This window comes from Streptomyces sp. NPDC057307 (assembly GCF_042667665.1).
GTDB lineage: Bacteria > Actinomycetota > Actinomycetes > Streptomycetales > Streptomycetaceae > Streptomyces.
On sequence record NZ_JBHUZM010000175.1, the window covers coordinates 1 to 13,958 of the forward strand.

At 71.3% G+C, this 13,958-nt stretch carries 11 protein-coding genes and 1 pseudogene; 5 read left to right on the top strand and 7 right to left on the bottom strand.

All coding sequences use genetic code 11. The features are described from left to right. Positions 1-102 precede the first annotated feature (102 nt). Complete coding sequence (locus tag ACFUN8_RS33705; protein WP_383646201.1) at positions 103-1,299, bottom strand: PP2C family protein-serine/threonine phosphatase; 1,197 nt, start codon at positions 1,297-1,299, stop codon at positions 103-105. 213 nt (positions 1,300-1,512) lie between these two features. Between ACFUN8_RS33705 and ACFUN8_RS33710 the strand changes: the two genes are divergently transcribed. Next, positions 1,513-1,797: a hypothetical protein gene (locus ACFUN8_RS33710; RefSeq protein ID WP_354602955.1), complete on the top strand. Its 285-nt coding sequence runs from the start codon at positions 1,513-1,515 to the stop codon at positions 1,795-1,797. Positions 1,798-1,884: 87 nt separating this feature from the next. Here the strand turns inward: ACFUN8_RS33710 and ACFUN8_RS33715 are convergent, their stop codons facing one another. Next, the gene (locus ACFUN8_RS33715; protein WP_383646226.1) at positions 1,885-2,826 is read right to left on the bottom strand and encodes a TauD/TfdA dioxygenase family protein; all 942 of its coding nucleotides are present in this window, start codon (positions 2,824-2,826) and stop codon (positions 1,885-1,887) included. A 368-nt stretch (positions 2,827-3,194) separates the two neighbouring features. On the opposite strand from ACFUN8_RS33715, the gene ACFUN8_RS33720 reads away from it, so the two are divergent. Then, positions 3,195-3,977, top strand: a complete 783-nt coding sequence (locus ACFUN8_RS33720; protein ID WP_383646204.1) for a phosphodiesterase — start codon at positions 3,195-3,197, stop codon at positions 3,975-3,977. Between the two features lie 29 nt (positions 3,978-4,006). Here ACFUN8_RS33720 and ACFUN8_RS33725 read toward each other — a convergent pair whose 3' ends face one another. Next, positions 4,007-4,870 carry an NAD(P)H-binding protein gene (locus tag ACFUN8_RS33725; RefSeq protein WP_383646207.1) on the bottom strand — a complete coding sequence of 288 codons (864 nt, stop codon included), beginning with the start codon at positions 4,868-4,870 and terminating at the stop codon, positions 4,007-4,009. A gap of 96 nt (positions 4,871-4,966) precedes the next feature. Between ACFUN8_RS33725 and ACFUN8_RS33730 the strand changes: the two genes are divergently transcribed. Continuing rightward, complete coding sequence (locus ACFUN8_RS33730) at positions 4,967-5,719, top strand: TetR/AcrR family transcriptional regulator (protein ID WP_383646211.1); 753 nt, start codon at positions 4,967-4,969, stop codon at positions 5,717-5,719. A gap of 51 nt (positions 5,720-5,770) precedes the next feature. On the opposite strand, the gene ACFUN8_RS33735 is transcribed toward ACFUN8_RS33730, so the two are convergent. The 4 genes from ACFUN8_RS33735 to ACFUN8_RS33750 form a co-directional block, all read right to left on the bottom strand. Continuing rightward, positions 5,771-7,186, bottom strand: coding sequence for a rhamnulokinase family protein (locus ACFUN8_RS33735; protein ID WP_383646229.1), 1,416 nt, complete (start codon positions 7,184-7,186; stop codon positions 5,771-5,773). 113 nt (positions 7,187-7,299) lie between these two features. Next, the gene (locus ACFUN8_RS33740) at positions 7,300-9,366 is read right to left on the bottom strand and encodes a bifunctional aldolase/short-chain dehydrogenase (protein WP_383646214.1); all 2,067 of its coding nucleotides are present in this window, start codon (positions 9,364-9,366) and stop codon (positions 7,300-7,302) included. A 195-nt stretch (positions 9,367-9,561) separates the two neighbouring features. Beyond that, complete coding sequence (locus ACFUN8_RS33745) at positions 9,562-10,395, bottom strand: nucleotidyltransferase domain-containing protein (protein ID WP_383646217.1); 834 nt, start codon at positions 10,393-10,395, stop codon at positions 9,562-9,564. Positions 10,396-10,530: 135 nt separating this feature from the next. Continuing rightward, entirely contained in the window at positions 10,531-12,369 is a 1,839-nt protein-coding gene (locus ACFUN8_RS33750; protein WP_383646220.1) for a hypothetical protein, read from the bottom strand. A 348-nt stretch (positions 12,370-12,717) separates the two neighbouring features. Between ACFUN8_RS33750 and ACFUN8_RS33755 the strand changes: the two are divergent. Both ACFUN8_RS33755 and ACFUN8_RS33760 read left to right on the top strand, forming a co-directional pair. Beyond that, a pseudogene (locus ACFUN8_RS33755) lies at positions 12,718-13,113 on the top strand (hypothetical protein); the annotation flags it as partial. A 395-nt stretch (positions 13,114-13,508) separates the two neighbouring features. Then, positions 13,509-13,913, top strand: coding sequence for a nitroreductase family deazaflavin-dependent oxidoreductase (locus tag ACFUN8_RS33760; protein WP_383646223.1), 405 nt, complete (start codon positions 13,509-13,511; stop codon positions 13,911-13,913). Positions 13,914-13,958: the final 45 nt, after the last annotated feature.

The following is a 13,958-nucleotide window of genomic DNA, read 5'->3' on the forward strand; positions in this document are numbered from 1 at the left end:
GACCCACGCCGCGCCCCGTTCCCGGCATTGTCGGCGCGGTCGGCGCGCGGGTTCGTCGGCGCGCGGGTTCTCAGGCGCGGAGACCGCCGGGTGCGGAGATTCTCAGGCGGCGGGGGGCCGCCATTCGACGAGCAGCAGTGTGGCGTCGTCGCGCAGTCGGTTGTCATGGGCGTCGAGAATCGAGTGGATGAGGCGGCGCAGCGCCTCGGGGGCCAGTTCACCGGCCGCGGTCGCCCGGATGATGGAGTCCGTGAACCGGTCGAGCCCGAACTCCGTGCGGTCGCCCGCCCCTGACTCGACGACTCCGTCCGTGTAGAGCAACACCCGGTCCGCGGGCTCCAGTTGCGCCTCGTTGACCGTGCGGGGGGTCTCGCAGAACCGGGCGCGCAGCCCCATCGGCGGCTGGGCCGGCCGCTCCAACTCGCCGTGCAGTACGCGGTCTCCCCGGATCAGCAGGGGCGGCGGATGCCCGCAGTTGCACCACCGGAAAAGGCCGCTCACGAGATCCAGCTGGGTGACGATGCCCGTGCAGTACTGATCCGGCAGCCAGCGCGCGAGCGCCAGATCGACGGTGTCCACCAGCGTGGGGAGATCGCCACCGTCCCGCCGGGCGCTGCGGCAGCCCGCCAGCGCGACGGCCGTGGTCAGGCCCGCCGCCAGGTCGTGGCCCATCGAGTCGAAGATGTCGACGTGCAGTGTCGAGCGGGTCAGCGAGTGGTCGAAGGCGTCGCCGCCGATCTCGTACGCCGGCTCCAGCACCGCCGTGGACAGCGCGCGGGCGTTGCCGATGGTCCGCGGCGGCAGGAAGGCGCGCAGCATCTCGGCGGGCAGCTCCATGCGCTCCGTACGGGCGTACCGCGCCAGGCTGTCGCTGTACGCCCGCTTCGAGGTGATCGCCATGGCGAGCACGGACGCGATCATCCGGCAGCGGCGCAGCCTTACCGCGTCGATGGCGTCCGCCCTGATGCTGAGCACGCCGAGCCGTTCCGCTCCGTCGATCAGTGGTAGCCACGCGTTGAGAACGCCGTTCTCCAACTCCTCGATCCGCAGGTCGAGCGAGCGATACGCGCGCCCGCCCGTCGTGGCGTTCACATCGAGGTTGGGCATTCCGTCGGCGAGCGGGACGAGCTGCCGCTGCTGGATGTCGACCAGATAGACCACGATCTGGTCGAGACCGAGCGCCTCGGCACAGCGGTTGACCAGCTCCGGAAGGTCCATCGGGGCCGCTGCGTGTGCCTCGGCGAGCAGCTCTTCGAGCAGCCGCTCGCCGGGGTCGGGGGCCGCGCTCTCGTTCGGCATGGCGACCGCCTCCTCACCGGCAGGCTCCTACCAGCATCGCAGGTCCGGGCGGGCGGCAGCAGCCGAGCGGACCGCACGACATGACACGGACGGCATGACAGGACACGGACGGGCGCGGGCGGCGGGTGGCCGGCACGGCCGGACGGGCTGTGTGAGGGGGAACTCGCCGCGATCGCTGGGCACCGCCGGAGCCACCCTGATAGGGAGGAAGACATGAGCGAAGAGACCCCGATCCCCCCTGTCCTGACCGTCATCGCCGCCAGCACCATCGAGCCGAACGTCATCGGGGAAGGTGTCGCCGACCGTAACTCGTGGATGGTGATCGAGACCGCCGAGCACGGCCAGCTCCTGCTCAATCTGCCGGGCCCGCTGTACCGCGCGATGGAGCAGGCCACCTCCCTGGCCGCCAACGAGGCGGGCCCCGGGCGTCTGGCTCTCACCGAACGCGAGATCGCCGCCTACCGCGAGCGCATCGCGGGTCTCACCGAGGAGAAGTAGCCGGCGCCCGCGACGCCTCTTCGCTCGCGCCCGTGGCACGGTGCCGGGGGCGCGGTCAGGCGGTCCGTACGGCGGTCGGTACGGCGGTCAGTACGGACGGTCGCCCGCTATGGCGACGCGTTCGGCGACCCGCCGGTGCGTGCCGTAGTCCGCGACCGCGTAGTGCTGCGTGGCGCGGTTGTCCCAGAAGGCGATGTCGCCCGCCTGCCAGCGGAACCGGACCTGGTACTCGGGCACATGCGCCTGCTGGAAGAGCAACCGCAGCAGCCGGTCGCTCTCCGCCCGCGCGAGCCCCACGATCCGGGTGGTGAACGACGTGTTCACGAACAGCATCCGCCGTCCCGTCTCCGGATGCGTGCGCACCACGGGGTGCTCCACCGGCGGGAAGACGTCCTGGAACCGGGCGAGCCGTTCGGCGGGGGAGAACCGCGCGAAGCCCGGCACGAAGTCGTGCACGGCGACAGCGCCGTCGATCCGCTCCTTCACCTCGCGCGGCAGATTGTCGTACGCCACCGCCATGTCGGCCCACATCGTGTCGCCCCCGGCGGGCGGCACCTCGCGCAGTTGCAGCACGGCGCCCATCGCGGGCCGCTCCCGGAAGGTGACGTCCGTGTGCCACACGTTCTCGAAGGTGGGGACGGCCGTACGGTCGAAACGCACCACGTCCTTGGCATCCCCCGCCGCCAGCAGCGGATTGGTCTCCAACTCGCCCCAGTTGAGGGCGAAGGCGCGCTGCGCGCCGGAGGACAGACGCTGCCCCCGGAAGAAGAGGACCTTCCACTCCAGCAGGGCGCGATTCAGCTCGTCCCGCACGGCGGGGGACGGCGGTACCGACAGATCCAGCCCGTGGATCTCGGCGCCGATGGTGCGGGACTGCGGGACGAGTCCGAAGAGTTCGTACGGCCGGTCCTCCCAGCCCTCGGGAACGCGGCGCAGCTCCCGATGCCCCTCGTACAGGCCGTCGGCGGGGATGTGGGGATCACGGAGCGCGGGAACGGCGGAGGCGTCCGACGCGGATATGGCTGCGATGGTCACGAGGCTCCTCGGGAGAACGAACCGGTGGGGAAGGGAGCGGGCCGACCCGTCACGGGCGCGTGGGCGCGGGCGGCGGATACGACGAGGCGGTGGCCGTCAGGACCGTGACGGTACGGGCGCGGCGCTACCGGAGGTCAGCGACAGCGACAACAACAGACGGGCGGGGACCCCACCCGGCCACGGCGCAGCAGAAAGCTGAGGCCGCGGGGCGCGCACTCACCGCGGGGGCCGCTGAGACGCGGCTCCACTGCACGGTGGTTCGAGTACGGGCCCATGGCAGGCACCGTACCTCAGCCGGTCCGCCGGGAACATCAGTGGTCGACGTCCTCGTGCGCATGGCCGGGCCGGGGCAGGGTGTGCTTATGGCTCTCTCCGTGGCACACCTCAGCGACCCCCACCTCACCACCGGCCCGCTGGGCGGCGCGCCCGTGGAAGGGCTGCGCCGGGCGCTCGGGCGCGTTCTCGTCCTCGATCCGCCGCCGGACTGCGTGGTGATCACCGGGGATCTGGTGGAGCGGGGAGCACCGGAGGAGTACGCGCTGCTGCGCGAGGTGATCGGACGCTTCCCGCTGGCGCTGTTCCTCGTGGCGGGCAACCACGACGAACCCGGCGCGCTGGTCGACGCGTTCGGCGGGACCGGCCACATGGCGGGTGCGCACGAGGCGTACTACGTCGCCGAGTTGCCCGGACTCACCCTCGTGGCACTGGACTCCTCGGTGCCCGGTGAGGGCGGTGGGCGGCTCGGGCCGGAGCAACTCGACCGGCTCGACAGGGACTTGGCCCGCCGGCCCGACGTACCGGCGTTCGTGTGTCTGCACCACCCGCCGGTGCCTGTCGGCATTCCGTTCCTGGACGGTATGCGGCTGGCGGACGGCGACGCGCTCGCCGATGTGCTCGTACGGCACCCGAACGTGGCCCGCGTCCTCGCGGGCCATGTCCACCGCCCGGTCACGGCCGGCTACGCGAACAGCACCCTCGCCGTCGCCCCCAGCACCCACCTCCAGAGCGGACTCGCGCTGCGCGAGGGCATCCCCCACTACCTGCCCGAGCCGACGTCCTTCCTGCTCCATCTCCTCGCCGGCGCTTCGTGGATCACCCACACCGTCCCGGTCAGCCACGCGGCGGCCCCGATCGCCGGCTGGTAGGAAAGGTCCGCCGGTCAGGACCCAGCAGCTCAGCGCGGCGTGGCGGACTCCTCCAGGACCGAGCGGAGCGGCGTGGCGTCCCGCCCGAGAAGGTTCGTCAGCGCGGGACCGGTGGTGGTGAACTCACCGCGCCGGGACGCGTGGAACATACCGAGCAGCATGTTCGCCTGGCTCTCGGGTACCCCGTGGCCGATCAGACCGGCCGTCCACTCCTCGTCGTCGGCGACGACGCGGCGGACGGTGCGGCCGGTGAGTTCGGTGAGGATGCCCGCGATGTCTTCGAGGTCGAGCGCGTCCGGCCCGGTCAATGGGGGAGTCGCCCCGTCGAACCGCCCTTCGTCCGCGAGGACGATCGCCGCCGCCTCGGCGAGGTCGGCGTGGGTGGTCCAGGAGACGGGGCCGTCGGCGGGCGCGACGAGTTCGCCGGTTTCGAGTGCCTGGCCCAGGAGGAGCGGGACGGTGCTCGCGTAGAACCCGTTGCGCAGCGCCGTGTACGGCGTGCCCGTCGCTGCCAGGTACCGCTCGGTCGCGGCGTGGTCGGGCATGGGCGCGAACAGCGAATCGGCGGCGGTGGCCTGGTGGCTCGTGTACAGGATGCGCTCGGCCCCGGCGGCACGGGCGGCGTCGATCGCCGCGGTGTGCTGGGCGACCGCCGCGTCGCCGGTCTCGCTCGCCGAGACGATGAGCACCTGTGTGGCGCCTTCGAACGCGCCGACGAGCGATTCGGGGTCCGTGAAGTCGCCGCGCCGTACCCGGACGCCATGTGCGACAAGGCCGGCGGCGCGGTCCGTGTCACGGACGCTGACGCCGACCCGCTCCACGGGGATCCGTTCGAGCAGCCGCTGGACGATCAGGGAACCGAGCTTGCCGGTGGCGCCGGTGATGATGATCATGATTCGACCTCGTGTCGTCTCTGATGTTATCGATGGAAACTGAAGTGCGATTCCAACGATAACGCATCGATAGCGGTAACCCGTTATCGTTGATTCATGGTCGAGACGAAGCCCGGCGGGGCCGGCAGGAGCGAGACGCGCGCGAACCTCGTGGAGGTCGCGGCGCGGCTCCTGCGCGAACAGGGTCCGAACGCCGTCACCACCCGTGGTGTCGCCCAGGCCGCCGGCGTGCAGGCGCCGACGATCTACCGTCTGTTCGGCGACAAGGACGGCCTGCTCGACGCCGTCGCGGAGCATGTCTTCGCCCTCCATGTCGCGGGAAAGACGCTGGTGGAGGAGAGCGACGACCCCCTCGCGGACCTCCGGGCGGGGTGGGACGCGCATGTCGGCTTCGGCCTGGCCAACGCGGCGCTCTTCGGCCTTCTCATGGATCCCGGCCGTGCCACTCGCTCACCGGCGGAGGCCGCGGGGCTGGAGGTCCTGCGCGCCCGCGTACGCCGTGTCGCGGCGACCGGCCGGCTGCGCGTCTCGGAGAGCCGCGCCGTCGCGCTCATTCACGCCGCCGGCACCGGCGCCGTGCTGACCCTGCTCGCCGCACCACCGGAGGAGCGGGACCTCGGCCTCGCCGACGCGATGTACGACACGGTGACGCGGTCGATCCTGACCGACGTGTCCGTGCCCGCCGAGGACGACGTGACCGCGGCCGCCGTCGCGTTCCGGACCGTCGTGCCCCGGCTGCCGACGCTCACCGCCATCGAGCGCGCGCTGCTGGCCGAGTGGCTGGACCGGGCCGTCGAGCGTCCGGCCGTCGCACACGGAGCCGTCGAGCACCGAGCCACGGCGAGCTGAACCCCCTCACACGACTCCGACTCCTATGCCGGGTCCGTGTCCATGCGCGCTTCAGAGGCCGATCCGCGCCGCGGCCGCCGACCACGCCCACCCGTCGCCCTGCGGCTCGTACCGGCGCAACGGCTGCGTCCGTGCCACCAGTTGACGCATCTCGGAGCGGTCACCGACGAGACCTCGGGCCCGTGCCTGGACGAGGATGTTGCCGAGCGCGGTGGCCTCCGCCGGTCCCGCCACCACCGGCAATCCCGTGGCGTCCGCCGTCAGTTGGCAGAGCAGTTCGTTACGGCTGCCACCCCCCACCAGGTGCACCACCCGGACGTCGGTGCCGGACAGCTCGGCCGCCGTACGCAGCGTCGCGCGGTGCGCCAGCGCGAGGCTCTCCAGGATGCAACGGACCGTCGCCGCCCGGTCGTCGGGCGGCCGCTGGCCGGTGCGCGCGCAGTACGCGGCGATACGGCCAGGCATGTCGCCCGGCGCGAGGAACGACGGGTCGTCCGGGTCGACCAGAGCGGCGAACGGTCGCGACCGCGCCGCCTGTTCCATCAACGGCCCCAGTTCGGCGGGCAGTCCACGGTCCGCCCAGGTGCGCAGAGTCTCCGACAGCAGCCACAGTCCCATGACATTGCGCAGGAAGCGGTAACTGCCGTCCACCCCAAGCTCGTTGGTGAAGTTCGCGGCCCTGGAAGCCTCCGTGACCACCGGCTCGGCCAGTTCGAGACCGGCCAGTGACCACGTACCGCACGAGAGGTACGCGAAGCCCGGCCCGGTCGCGGGGACGGCGGCCACCGCCGAAGCCGTGTCGTGGGACGCCACGGCCGTGACCGGCGTGGACTCCGGCAGGCCGGTCTCGGCCGCCACGTACGGCAGCAGCGTCCCGGCGGCGTCCCCCGGCCGCCGGATCGGCGGGAACAGGCTCGGGTCGATGCCCAGCCGGCCCATCAGCGCGGGCGACCAGTCGCCCGCACGCGCGTCGAACAGCCCCGTCGTGGACGCGTTGGTGGCCTCCGCGCCGACACTGCCGGTGAGCCAGTACGTGAGCAGATCCGGAATCATCAACAGCGTTCTCGCGGCGGCCAGTTGGGCGCCACCCGCAGCCGCCGCCAACTGGAAGACCGTGTTGAACGGCAGATGCTGCAGCCCGGTGATCCGGTACAGCTCGTCGGCCGGGACCGTCTCCCAGACCCGCTCGCCCATGCCGTCGGTCCGGGTGTCCCGGTAGTGATACGGATTGCCGAGCAGCTGCCCGTCCGCGTCGAGGAGCCCGTAGTCGACCGCCCAGCTGTCGATCCCGATCGACGTGACGTCGTGACTACGAGCCGCGAGGCCGAGGCCGTCGAGCACGCCCTGATAGAGAGCGAGCACGTCCCACCGCAGGCTGCCCGGCAGCCGCACCGGCCGGTTCGCGAAGCGATGGACCTCGGTCAGATCCAGCGTCCCCGCCCCCGCCCGGCCCACCCGCCCCGCCATCACGCGGCCGCTGGTGGCACCCAGGTCGACGGCGACGAAAGCCGAAGCCGAGGAATCGGTGTACGACACGGTGGTGCCCCCTGCTCTCTCGGCTCCCCGGCTCTCCCCGCCCCTCAGCGCAGGAACGCCGCGGCGACACCCGCGTCGACGGGAACGTGCAGACCGGTGGTGTGCGTGAGATCGCCGCCGGTCAGGGCGAACACCGCGTTCGCCACATGCTCCGGCAGCACCTCGCGCTTGAGCAGCGTCCGCTGCGCGTAGAACTCGCCCAGCTTCTCCTCCGTCACCCCGTACACCGCCGCCCGCCGCGCCCCCCAGCCCGCCGCGAAGATTCCCGACCCACGCACCACCCCGTCCGGGTTGACACCGTTGACCCGGATCCCGTGCTCGCCCAACTCCGCCGCCAGCAGCCGGACCTGGTGCGCCTGGTCCGCCTTCGTCGCCGAGTAGGCGATGTTGTTGGGACCGGCGAACACCGCGTTCTTCGACGTGATGTAGACGATGTCGCCGCCCATCGACTGCCCCGTCATGACCCGCGCGGCCTCCCGCGAGACCAGGAACGAGCCGCGCGCCATGATGTCGTGCTGAAGGTCCCAGTCCCGCGCGGTCGTCTCCAGCAGGGGTTTCGAGATCGAGATGCCGGCGTTGTTGACGACCAGGTCCACACCCCCGAAGGCGAGCACCGCCGCGCGGAAGGCGGCGGCGATCGCCTCCTCGTCGGTCACGTCGACCGTGACCGCCAACGCCCGGTCCGGGCCGCCCAGTTCACCGGCGACCTCCGACGCGCTCTCGGCGTTCACGTCGGCGACTACCACGCACGCGCCCTCGGCCGCCAGCCGGTGCGCGATGGCCTTCCCGATGCCCGACCCGCCGCCGGTCACCAGCGCGACGCGGGTGGCCAGCGGCTTGGCGGCGGGCATCCGCCGGAGCTTCGCCTCCTCCAGCGCCCAGTACTCGATCCGGAACTTCTCCGACTCGTCGATCGGCGCGTACGACGAGACCGCCTCGGCGCCCCGCATCACATTGATCGCGTTGAGATAGAACTCGCCGGCCACCCGCGCCGTCTGCTTGTCCTTGCCGTACGAGAACATGCCCACGCCCGGCACCAGCACGATCGCCGGGTCGGCGCCGCGCATCGCCGGCGAGTCGGCGTCGGCGTGCCGGTCGTAGTAGGCGGCGTACTCGGCGCGGTACTCCTCGTGCAGCCGCGCGAAGCGCGCCGTCACCTCGTCGAGCGGCGCGGAGGCCGGCAGATCGAGGACCAGCGGCCGGACCTTCGTACGGAGGAAGTGGTCCGGGCACGACGTGCCGAGGGCCGCGAGACGCGGGTGCTCGGCGCGGGCCAGGAAGTCCAGCACGGGCTCGCTGTCGGTGAAGTGACCCACCTGCGGCCGGTCCGTCGAGGCCAGCCCGCGCAGCAGGGGGGCCAGCTCGGCGGCGCGCGCCCGCCGTTCGTCCTCGGGCAGCGGACCGTACCCGTCCAGCGGCGGCCCGAACGGCTCCGGCCTGCCGCGCTTCGCGAGGAACCGCTCGGCCTCACGGATGATGCTCAGCGAGTTCTCCTCGCACTCCCGCGAGGTGTCGCCCCACGCGGTGATGCCGTGGCCGCCGAGCACACAGCCGATCGCCCGAGGGTTGGCCTCCTTCACCGCGGCGATGTCCAGGCCGAGTTGGAACCCGGGCCGCCGCCAGGGCACCCACACCACACGCTCGCCGAAGCACTCCGCCGTCAGCGCCTCGCCGTCGGCCGCGCAGGCGAGCGCGATGCCGGAGTCGGGGTGCAGATGATCGACGTGCGCGGCGTCCACCAGACCGTGCATGGCGGTGTCGATGGAGGGGGCCGCGCCGCCCTTGCCGTGCAGGCAGTAGTCGAAGGCTGCGACCATCTCGTCCTCGCGCTCCACACCCGGATAGACCTCGGCGAGCGCCCGCAGCCGGTCGAGCCGGAGTACGGCCAGGCCCGGCCCGGTGAGCGTGCCCAGATCCCCGCCGGAGCCCTTCACCCACATCAGCTCGGTGTCGGCGCCGCTCACCGGGTCGGGGGCCAGGCCCTTGGCGGAGGTGTTGCCGCCCGCGTAGTTGGTGTTGCGCGGGTCGGCGCCCAGACGGTGGGAACGTGCCAGGAGTTCGGCGGCCTGGGGGGCCTGCGGGGCCTGAGCGGCTTCGGGGGAGGGCGTCATCAAGCGGCTTCCTTCGGTCCCTGATCGATGAATGAATCGATTCATTGAGAAGGTAGGTGGCGCTGCGGACGGGTGTCAAGATGCTGTACGACTCCCTGTTGGCCGCCCTGCACGGCGCTGCCCGAGCCCCCTGATCGCGGTCGCGTCCCGGCCGGGTCACCACCCCCGTACTTGAATCAATTCACCCCCCGGGACTCACTCCCCGGCCAGCGACTCCGCGATCTCGTCGTGCAGTTGAAGCGGCAGTACGGTGCCCCAGCGCGCCGCCGCCTCGGCGGCCAGGTCGCGGCTCCACCGCCAGCTCTCCAGCGCCGCCGCCCGGAGTTCGGCGGGACGCGCCCCGCCGGTGGTCGCGAGATGGCGCGCGCGGTCGGCCTCCGGCAGGTCCCGTTCCAGTGCGCGGCTCGGCGTGAGCCAGTGCGCCGTGGAACCGCGCAACAGCCGGCAGAGCTTCAACTGCAGTGGTGCGACGACGGCGTGCAGCAGGTTGTACGCGCGGGCGGTCTCGCCCCGCGCCCGTACATGCGCCAGCATCAGCGTCCAGTTGGCGAGTTCGTCGCACAGCTCCTGGGCCGTGGACACCGGCTCCGGCGGCCGGAACCCGGCGAGCCGGCGCGCGGCGGCGGTCAGCCGCCCGGTGCGGTCCAGCAGGACGGCGGAGCCGGGGTCGGGGAGGTGCACCATCCCCTCCCACGACGGGATCAGATCGATGCCGGGACCCGCCGGATCGACGTGGAACTCCCCGCGCATCAGGTCCTCGAAGACCACGGCGAGGATCCCGTGCATATTGGTGTGGGCCAGCTTCAGCGGCGCCAGCCGCTCGACGAACTCCCGCCCGTCGAAGGTGTCGGCGTCCGCGTCCCGGACGAAGAGATACGCGTCGAGATCGGAGTGCTCGTCCGCCTCCCCGAGGGTCCACGACCCGTACAACAGGACGCCGTCCAGGCGGGGTTCGGCCTCGGCGAGTTCACGCAGCCGCTGGACGCGACGGTTCAGGACGGGGGAGGACGATACGTACGGCAGGGGCATGGGGCTGGTCTCTCCTGGGAATGGGCTGACGGCACACGAACGCGGCCCGGTGGCTGCCGGGCTGCCGCTTGGTGGTCTCGGACCACGCTCGTGTGCTCAGCTCATACCCATGCCGTGGATCCTACGAGGCAGGCCCTACCTGGCCAGCACCGGGTCGATCGGGTCCACCGGCCGGATGGAGTCGAACGGGCCCGACTCGACCACATAGCTGCAGTACGTGTACGAGTAGCCGGGATCGATCGACATCCCGTCGGTCGTGCTGGTGACATCGTCGGCCGCGTCCCCGGAGTGCTTGAGCAGGAAGTGGTAGTCACCCACGGGCAGCCGTAGCGTCTTCTTCGGATAGCCCTTGCCGGAGTCCTTGCAGGCCCTGTTGACCGCGTCGTAGCTGGAGTAGTTCTCGCAGCCGCCGCACGCCTTGATCTTGATCGTGCCGGTCACGGGCCCGGTGTAGAGGATCTCCACCGCGTCCGAGGCGTCGTTGCTGATCACCACTTCCAGCCGGGGACCGCCGGGCGCCTTCTCCGGCGGCAGCCGCTTGCCGGCCGCCCCGCGCTCCGCGGCGATCTCGGCGGCGATGGCGATGTCCCGCGCGCGGTCCTTGCGCTTGCTGTCCTTGTACGTGGACCGGAACGCGGTCAGCGTCTCCAGGGCGAGGTCGAAATGCTTGTCCTTGAACTGGTCCACGCCGCACGCGTAGGTGCCGGACTCCACGGCCGACGCGGCGCTCTTCTTCAGAGCCGCGGTGTCCGTCTCGAAGGAGTTCACCATCGCGGAGATGTTCTCCAACTCCGTGGTGGACGTGCACGGGTCGGCCCCGCCCAGCTTCCCGGCCCGCTCCTTGATCGCCGCGTCGACGGCCGGCTTCACGGCCGCCGCCTGCGTCGACTCCGGGAACGTGGAGATGAGTTCGGCCAGTTCACCGCCATCGGTGCCCGACTCGCCCGCGGCCAGTCCCAGCTTCCCGCACTCCAGGAACGAGGTGGCCAACGGCTGGTCGGGCCACTTGGCCAGCTTGCCGAGCAGGGCGTCGTCGACCGAATCCGGCACGTCACGCAGGTACTTGAGGGCGTCGACCGCCTCGCAGTACTTCTTCTGGGTGTACGGGACGGACACGGCGTCGTAGAACGCCGCCAGCCGCTTGGGCACGAGTTTGCCGGCCCTCGAATCCCCCTCGTTCTCGCCGAGTTCGCGGTAGACGCCGAGGGCGGCCGTGAACCCCGCGCTCTTGTCCTCGCCGCTGCTGCCGCTGTCGCGCGTCGCCGCGACCTTCTTGTCGGCCTCGTCGAGCCTGCCGAGCAGCATCCGCTCGACGGCCTCGTCCTGCGCCGCCTCGTAGGCGACCGCCCCGCCCACCGGTATGGCGAGCAGTACGAGAGCCAGGGCGACGGCCAGGGCGGGCCGCAGGGCGGGGAGCACCAGCGGCGGCCGCGGGACCGGGACACGCGCGCGCCGGGCGCCGTCGAGGGCCGCGCCGATCAGCACCAGGGCGTACAGCGCGACCAGAAGGCCGGATACGCCGTCGGTGTCGGCGGGCAGCACGAGGAGCAGGAACAGCCCGGTCGCCGCCAGGGCCAGGGCGAGCCGGAGCCAGTCGCGGATCAGGGCGTAACCGAGCCCGAGGCCGGTGAGGTTGAGGAGCCCGACGGCGGCGACGTGACCGGACGCGGGCGGCGGTCCGACTGGCTGGGGAGGAGCGGCGGGCGGGGGAGGAGGGCCGAACGCCGGCGGGGGAGGGCCGAAGGCCGGAGGCTGGGCCGGTGGCGGCGGTGTCACCGGGGGCCGGCCCGGCGGTGACGCGGGCGGTGCGGTGGGCGGAGGTGGTGTCAGCGGCCGCTGTGCCGGCACCTGCGCCGACGGCGGTACCGCGTCGTTGGGCTCGCCGGCGCTTCCCCCCGCGTCGGCGGCCGGGTCTCTGCCCGCTTCCGGGTCCCCGCCCGTCCCCTGTTCGTCACTGTCTCTCCCCGTTGCCATGTGCCCCCCTGTTGTCCTGTGCCGCAGCGTTCCACTGCTACTCCATACAGTGAACGTCAAGGTCGGTGCGGTGCAAGGCGGTTGGGGAACGGCGGCCGTCTCCGCCACGAGCGGACGGGCTCTCGCGCCGCGACCGAAATTCGGCCATGGAAGGGATTAACACCCTCGAACTCTGGCCAGAATGATGCAGTGACACTCGGTCGGCGAACTACATAATAATACGTTGGGGCGCCCCAAAAGATCATTCATTCTGCTCTCCGGGAATCGCCCTCGCCACCGCACCTTCGGCACCAAAGCATTACGTCCCAGGCCATCGGGCCACCAATGAACGGCGCGAGGAGAGCGGCCGTGCATGATGAATTCCTGTGCCATGTCACCGCCTACGGAGTCAGTGGCGGCCAGCGTATAGGCGTACCTCTGGGAACGTATCGCGCACCCACTCTGTCACTTGCACTGTGGTGGTTACGGGACCGGGCGACCTGGATTGCGGAACGCCTCGATCCGAGCCCCGACAATGACAATTTCCCCGCGCAGGCGCTCGCCCCCCTGGCGGACACCGCCCCTGACGTACCCCAGATGCTGCGGGCCTGGCGCGACAATCAGGCCCATCAGGACCGGGTCGCGGAACATCTGGCGGCAGGTCATCTCATTCGCGTCGCCACGCGCGACGAAACGACGGAATATGAACTTCTCGCGGAATCCGTGGACGCTCTGCGGATGGACCGGGCCAGCCCCTCACTGATCGACGAGTCGGAAATCCAGGACGGTTACGCCGACGGTTACGCCGGGGGCGACGCGCGTGGGCGGACACCCGTCGCGGCGGAGCACGCGTACGAGGGTGAGTACGGTTACGCGTACGCATATGTAAAGCCCTCGGAAGTCGCCGGTAAATGGCGCACGTGGGAAGACTCCTTCGCCGACACGTTGCAACTGGGCAGACTGCCCCGGTAATCGCCGTGGCGGCGCATCGGAATAACTGCCTCCGGACCGCTGTTGACTGTCTCGGACAGGCGGCGCGCGGCACGCGCCGCACAACGGCCGCCGCCGTGTGGACGTTGTTACGGTCGGATTCGCACGGGCCCGAAGGGCGTCCCCACGCGGATGCCGAGGGCAGAGCGACACGCAGAAGGAGACGGCAGATGCTGTTCGGTAAAGAGCATGTCAAGCGCTACCAGGAGACCGACGGCGAGGTGGGACACGACTGGCAGAACGGGACGACCACGCTGATCCTCACCACCACCGGCCGCAAGAGCGGCGAGCAGCGCAGCACCCCCCTCATCTACCGGCCCCACGGTGACGACTTCCTGATCGTCGCCTCCCACGGCGGCAGCGACGCGCCTCCCCTGTGGTACCTCAACATCCAGGCCGACCCCGAGGTGCGCGTCCAGGTGAAGGGCGACCGCTTCACGGCCCGCGCCCGCACCGCGACCCCGGAGGAGAAGCCGGAGATGTGGCGCCGGATGGCCGAGGTCTGGCCCGACTACGACGACTACCAGACCAAGACGGACCGGGAGATCCCCGTGATCGTCCTGGAACGCGTCTGACGGCTCCGCCCGTCCGCGGTCTTCGCTTCCGTGAAGCCGCTCACC

Excerpts from the sequence above, each read along its gene's own strand:
- ACFUN8_RS33705 (WP_383646201.1), bottom strand. The coding sequence starts at position 1,299 with ATGCCGAACGAGAGCGCGGCCCCCGACCCCGGCGAGCGGCTGCTCGAA.
- ACFUN8_RS33710 (WP_354602955.1), top strand. The coding sequence starts at position 1,513 with ATGAGCGAAGAGACCCCGATCCCCCCTGTCCTGACCGTCATCGCCGCC.
- ACFUN8_RS33720 (WP_383646204.1), top strand. The coding sequence starts at position 3,195 with ATGGCTCTCTCCGTGGCACACCTCAGCGACCCCCACCTCACCACCGGC.
- ACFUN8_RS33725 (WP_383646207.1), bottom strand. The coding sequence starts at position 4,870 with ATGATCATCATCACCGGCGCCACCGGCAAGCTCGGTTCCCTGATCGTC.
- ACFUN8_RS33730 (WP_383646211.1), top strand. The coding sequence starts at position 4,967 with ATGGTCGAGACGAAGCCCGGCGGGGCCGGCAGGAGCGAGACGCGCGCG.
- ACFUN8_RS33735 (WP_383646229.1), bottom strand. The coding sequence starts at position 7,186 with ATGGCGGGGCGGGTGGGCCGGGCGGGGGCGGGGACGCTGGATCTGACC.
- ACFUN8_RS33740 (WP_383646214.1), bottom strand. The coding sequence starts at position 9,366 with ATGACGCCCTCCCCCGAAGCCGCTCAGGCCCCGCAGGCCCCCCAGGCC.
- ACFUN8_RS33745 (WP_383646217.1), bottom strand. The coding sequence starts at position 10,395 with ATGCCCCTGCCGTACGTATCGTCCTCCCCCGTCCTGAACCGTCGCGTC.
- ACFUN8_RS33750 (WP_383646220.1), bottom strand. The coding sequence starts at position 12,369 with ATGGCAACGGGGAGAGACAGTGACGAACAGGGGACGGGCGGGGACCCG.
- ACFUN8_RS33760 (WP_383646223.1), top strand. The coding sequence starts at position 13,509 with ATGCTGTTCGGTAAAGAGCATGTCAAGCGCTACCAGGAGACCGACGGC.